Source organism: Sphingobium fluviale (assembly GCF_004122115.1).
Lineage (GTDB): Bacteria > Pseudomonadota > Alphaproteobacteria > Sphingomonadales > Sphingomonadaceae > Sphingobium > Sphingobium fluviale.
Window position 1 is genome coordinate 1 of record NZ_SBKP01000031.1, and the last position, 4,179, is coordinate 4,179.

7 protein-coding genes and 1 pseudogene are annotated in these 4,179 nt (G+C 57.1%); 4 read left to right on the forward strand and 4 right to left on the reverse strand.

The features are described from left to right. Positions 1-142 precede the first annotated feature (142 nt). Positions 143-355 (forward strand): annotated as a pseudogene (locus EQG66_RS15045) (type II toxin-antitoxin system RelE/ParE family toxin); the annotation flags it as partial. Positions 356-607: 252 nt separating this feature from the next. Next, positions 608-1,156, forward strand: coding sequence for a hypothetical protein (locus EQG66_RS15050; RefSeq protein ID WP_129405320.1), 549 nt, complete (start codon positions 608-610; stop codon positions 1,154-1,156). Positions 1,157-1,294: 138 nt separating this feature from the next. Here EQG66_RS15050 and EQG66_RS15055 read toward each other — a convergent pair whose 3' ends face one another. Continuing rightward, positions 1,295-1,816 carry a GNAT family N-acetyltransferase gene (locus EQG66_RS15055; protein WP_129405321.1) on the reverse strand — a complete coding sequence of 174 codons (522 nt, stop codon included), beginning with the start codon at positions 1,814-1,816 and terminating at the stop codon, positions 1,295-1,297. A gap of 3 nt (positions 1,817-1,819) precedes the next feature. Continuing rightward, on the reverse strand, positions 1,820-2,200 hold the full coding sequence (locus EQG66_RS15060; protein WP_245988135.1) for a type II toxin-antitoxin system TacA family antitoxin: 381 nt from the start codon (positions 2,198-2,200) through the stop codon (positions 1,820-1,822). A gap of 75 nt (positions 2,201-2,275) precedes the next feature. Here EQG66_RS15060 and EQG66_RS15065 point away from each other — a divergent pair, with 75 nt between their 5' ends. Then, positions 2,276-2,638: an MbcA/ParS/Xre antitoxin family protein gene (locus EQG66_RS15065; RefSeq protein WP_129405322.1), complete on the forward strand. Its 363-nt coding sequence runs from the start codon at positions 2,276-2,278 to the stop codon at positions 2,636-2,638. Positions 2,639-2,659: 21 nt separating this feature from the next. After that, positions 2,660-3,199 (forward strand): RES family NAD+ phosphorylase, encoded by a 540-nt coding sequence (locus EQG66_RS15070; protein ID WP_129405323.1) that lies wholly within the window; start codon positions 2,660-2,662, stop codon positions 3,197-3,199. Between the two features lie 24 nt (positions 3,200-3,223). Here the strand turns inward: EQG66_RS15070 and EQG66_RS15075 are convergent, their stop codons facing one another. Together EQG66_RS15075 and EQG66_RS15080 are read right to left on the reverse strand one after the other, a co-directional pair. Next, the gene (locus EQG66_RS15075; protein ID WP_129405324.1) at positions 3,224-3,565 is read right to left on the reverse strand and encodes a helix-turn-helix transcriptional regulator; all 342 of its coding nucleotides are present in this window, start codon (positions 3,563-3,565) and stop codon (positions 3,224-3,226) included. Between the two features lie 11 nt (positions 3,566-3,576). Next, positions 3,577-3,933, reverse strand: a complete 357-nt coding sequence (locus EQG66_RS15080; protein WP_245988136.1) for a type II toxin-antitoxin system RelE family toxin — start codon at positions 3,931-3,933, stop codon at positions 3,577-3,579. Positions 3,934-4,179: the final 246 nt, after the last annotated feature.

Here is a 4,179-nt window from a genome sequence, read left to right on the forward strand (position 1 = left end):
CAGCAGGCAAAACCCAAAAAGGAGAAAGCACTATCTTGACCCACAGGAATTAATCGAAACATAATCACAAGACGGGTCACTTCTCAGTGAAAACACCGGGTCAACTCTCAATGAAAATCAACAGTCTGGGGCGCAGTGGAGCAAGGAGCAGGCAGTCCGCTATATCCTGACCCTGAAAGCCATGTGTGCGATCCTGGCCGAAACCCCGCAGCAGGCGCAGAGTTGCACCGCCATTCGATCAGGGTATCGCCGCCGCAGCGTGGACAATCACGTCATATATTTCCGGGCAACAAGCTATGGCATTGCTGTTATCCGTATCCCGCATCAGCGCATGGACGCTATTCGGCACCTGTGAACAGCCATCGCTAAAGTCGATCTGATTGAGGTTGAATCTCGTGGGGGGGCGCTCCGGTTTACTCGCTAAGCCGCGTGGCGGCGCTTCACTTTGATATGCCCAGCCTGCGGGGTCGATAACATCACTCAGTTCGATAGGGCTTTGTCAGTTATGACAGTCTACCTGCGCGGGCAAACTGTCATAACTGACAATCGACATCGCCGGGCATAAAAGGGATTCACAAGATTCACCTTTTGTGCTCAATACTGTTCGATGGAACGAAACGCGCAAATCTCGGGGATCGGCGATATTTTTGCGCTCCTCGCCGGGGCGTCAGCCCGACCACGCTATGCTTTCCTCGTCCTGCAGCTGGTCGCCGATGCCCGCGGCAAAGCCGGACCAATCATATCTGCCGGTGGCTCGCCGATGCTGCTGCGCGACTGGCTCTGCGGCCAGCTGATGCCAATGAGTTCGCAACCGGCCCGGCGGGCTGGCCTGCGGGCGCGCGTTACCGCCGCGATCGCTGGCGAGCTCTGCGGCGATCCCGTACGCGATGCCGTCCGGATCGACCAGGCGGTCGAAGAGCAAGCCCTGGCGGTTGGCACCGCCAATGTCAGCCGCGCGATTTCCGATCTTGCCCGTGCCGGCCTGATGACCCGCCACTATGCCGGTTATGCGACCAACCACGAGAACCGTGGCGGTGGGCGCCATGCGGTCTATGTGGTGGAACCCGACGTGCTCCGCTTGCTGCGCAAGCCTGTCGCAACACCCACGGCCCGGCGTCCGTTCGCGCCGCGTCAGGGTGAGCTGTTCGCTGCCTGATCAACGGGGTCTGTCAGACAAACTTTGCTCCAGGTCGCTCAATGGTGGAGCCGCCTTCCATCGTTCTTTTGCGAAGCATCGTCAACTGACGCGCGAGGAGCCGTATATTGGGCGTCCTTGTCATCAGCGCGGCTCCACTCATGTTTCCTGCAACGTGTTGGTCGCCGCCATCGATGCTGCAATCGCATGCACCGACTGAAACAGAATCATAGGATTATCGCGTGACGGTATGAAACCCCGGCGCTCCCAAAACTGGATTGCCTCGCCATCGATGGCGTGGACGACGACAGCGCGCCCGCCGACGAGGCGCGCCGCCTCGAGGCAGCGGGTCAGGGCATGGCGCAGAAGGCTGCTACCAATGCCATGTCCGGTCCAGGCGACGTCTGTCGCCAATTGACCGAGCAACAGACAGGGTACCGGATCGGGTGGCTGCCCGGTTCGGATCGAACGAGGCAAGACTTCGGGCACTATCGAGGTTGGCGCAAGTCCATAATAGCCAACGACGCGCATGGCGTCGTGAACAACCAGAACTGCAGTAAAGCCCCGCTCCTGATTGTTCAGGGCCCTATGCCGGAGCCAATCGTTGAGCGACGGTTTGCCGCAGTCAAATCCAGAGGTGTCATGCTCTGCGGTGATGAGTTCCGGCGGGGACAGCGCCATGTATCAATGCCGTTCGTCGGAGGGCTGATCCCAAGGCGCCGAACGTTTCAACACATCGACCAGCTCCGGAACCGCCTCGGCTGGCTGAGCGAGATGATCAATGAAATGCGCAAATCCATCCGCGCTCATCCGGATCAGCCTTTGTTCCATCAGCACGTCTTCCGCAGCTCGTACCGCAGCTTCCCGGACAAAATCCGTGCGCGATCGTCCACGGGCGTTTGCCGCCCGGTCGATCAATGCGATGTCTGCTTCCGGCAGACGCATCGATATGGGATGTTCCTTGCGCTGCGAAATTTTGGTCATGGGCGTTCTCCAAAACCCCCATACGCTTTGTAACGCAAAATGCAATACATTTAAAATGTCGCCGTGCTCTGCTTGCCGCATGCCTGACGCTTGAGCTTGACAAATGTAGGTTCGTGCCGCATATTTTGCCTGTATCTGGGTTATATAGTGGGGCAGATGATCAGTTCAGCCTTTCTGTCGAAAGTCTCCGGTGATAACGGCGTCTCGGTCGACAGATTGTCGGCCGCGCTACATATCACCAAGTCCGAGCTGGCGCTTGCCGCCGGCCTGTCGCGCGATGCCGTGTCGAAAGCGGCCCGCAGCGGCAGCGTCGCCACCCAGTCACGCCTGCGCGTGATGAGCGAGATCATCAACCGCGTGATCCCCTGGGCGGGCAGCGAGCTTGCCGCTTATGCCTGGTATCGTTCGCAGCCAATCCCGTCCTTCGGCGACGCCACCGCCGAGGATCTGGTGCGTCAGGGGCAGGGCGAGAGGGTTCGCGCCTATCTCGGTCGGATTGCGGCCGGCGGCTTTGCCTGACCTTTGGGCCAGGTCCTAGGCTTGCCTCTACCGTTTACCCGCTTCGATGGCCTCGTTTATCGCGCGCACCATCCAGCCTGGGCCTTTGATCCAGAGTCGGGTGAAGGCGCGAGCCTATACGGGGGTCGTTTCAACCGCATCGGTACGCCTTGTTTTTATTCAGCCCTTAGCCTCGAGACAGCCTGGCTCGAAGCTCAGCAGGGTTTTGCCTTCAAGGCGCAGCCGCTCACCATCTGCACCTACCGGGCCGAGTTTACCGATATCCTCGATCTGACCGATGCCGGTGGTCGTGACGCGGTACAGATGACGTTGGCGCAACTGGGCTGCGCCTGGGAACGTCTGGCAGCAGATCGCAAGCCGGTTCCGACATGGGCGCTAGCCGATCGGTTGATCGCAGCCGGTTGCGCGGGCGTGATCGTGCCGAGCTTTGCCGCCCGCGCCACGCCGGAGGATCGCAATCTCGTGCTGTGGTCATGGAGCCGCAACGTGCCACACCGTCTCCAAGTCATCGATGACGAACAGCGGCTTCCGCGCGATCGGTCGTCGTGGCCCGATAGGTGAACCGGTTCGCTGACGAGCCTTACCTCAAATCAGTTCGTCGAGTGTGATGTGCAAGGCTTCGGCCAACTTCTTAAATGTATCAATTGAACCACTTCTTCGTCCGGCTTCAATATCTGCAATCTGCACACGATTAACGCTAGAAACCCCAGCAAGAGTGGTTTGGGTGAGGCCACGGAATTCGCGCCAGACGCGCAGTGGGTTTTCCCCAGCCAGAATCCGCTTAACCATTTCAGCAGAGAGTAATTCCTCCTCGCCGTTGGCCAGTTGCGCCAGAGTATGATCATAGGTTTGCAAGTCAGCCAAATCTTCTGCGGCAGCCCGCAAGCTGTGATATTCTTCCAAGGGGATCGAAATCATTTTACCCATATCTAGCTCCATCAACCATAAATGCTACCGCGGGGTCCGATAGCGAGGACAGCAAGTACAACACCTTCGTCATTCATGATCACGCGCCAATCACCAACACGTAAGCGAATGCCATCCCGACCTTTGAGAACAGTAACGTTGTTGGCCTGCAAGGCCGGGTAGGCAGCATATTGTTCAATCTTCTCTATGATTCGTTCAGCGGCATTGGCCGGCATTTTTCGAAGGGCTTTCAACGCAGCGCGGGTGTACGTGATCGGCCTCATGATCTCGATGTAGCCTACCGCTACATTGTAGTCAAGGGCTACAATCTTGCCTTGGTGAAATGCTAGAGACAGCAAGAGGCTCAGCTTGCCGAGCGTATCCAGCAAACGAGAAGATGGGTATAGGGCGATAAGCTGAATATCAGGGCTGAGGGGGTATAAATTTACATAATGTCATAATTTGTGTTTCATCTAATTCACTATAAAATAGAGATAAAAATCCATAAATTTAACATATATCAACACCAAGTCGTGTCTTATGTTGTAGTTTCAATGGGTTGTCGACGATAAGCCTGTCCATTGTGTTTTGCTTATAATTTGGACGATCAAGGGAGTTGGAAGTGCAAGACGCCG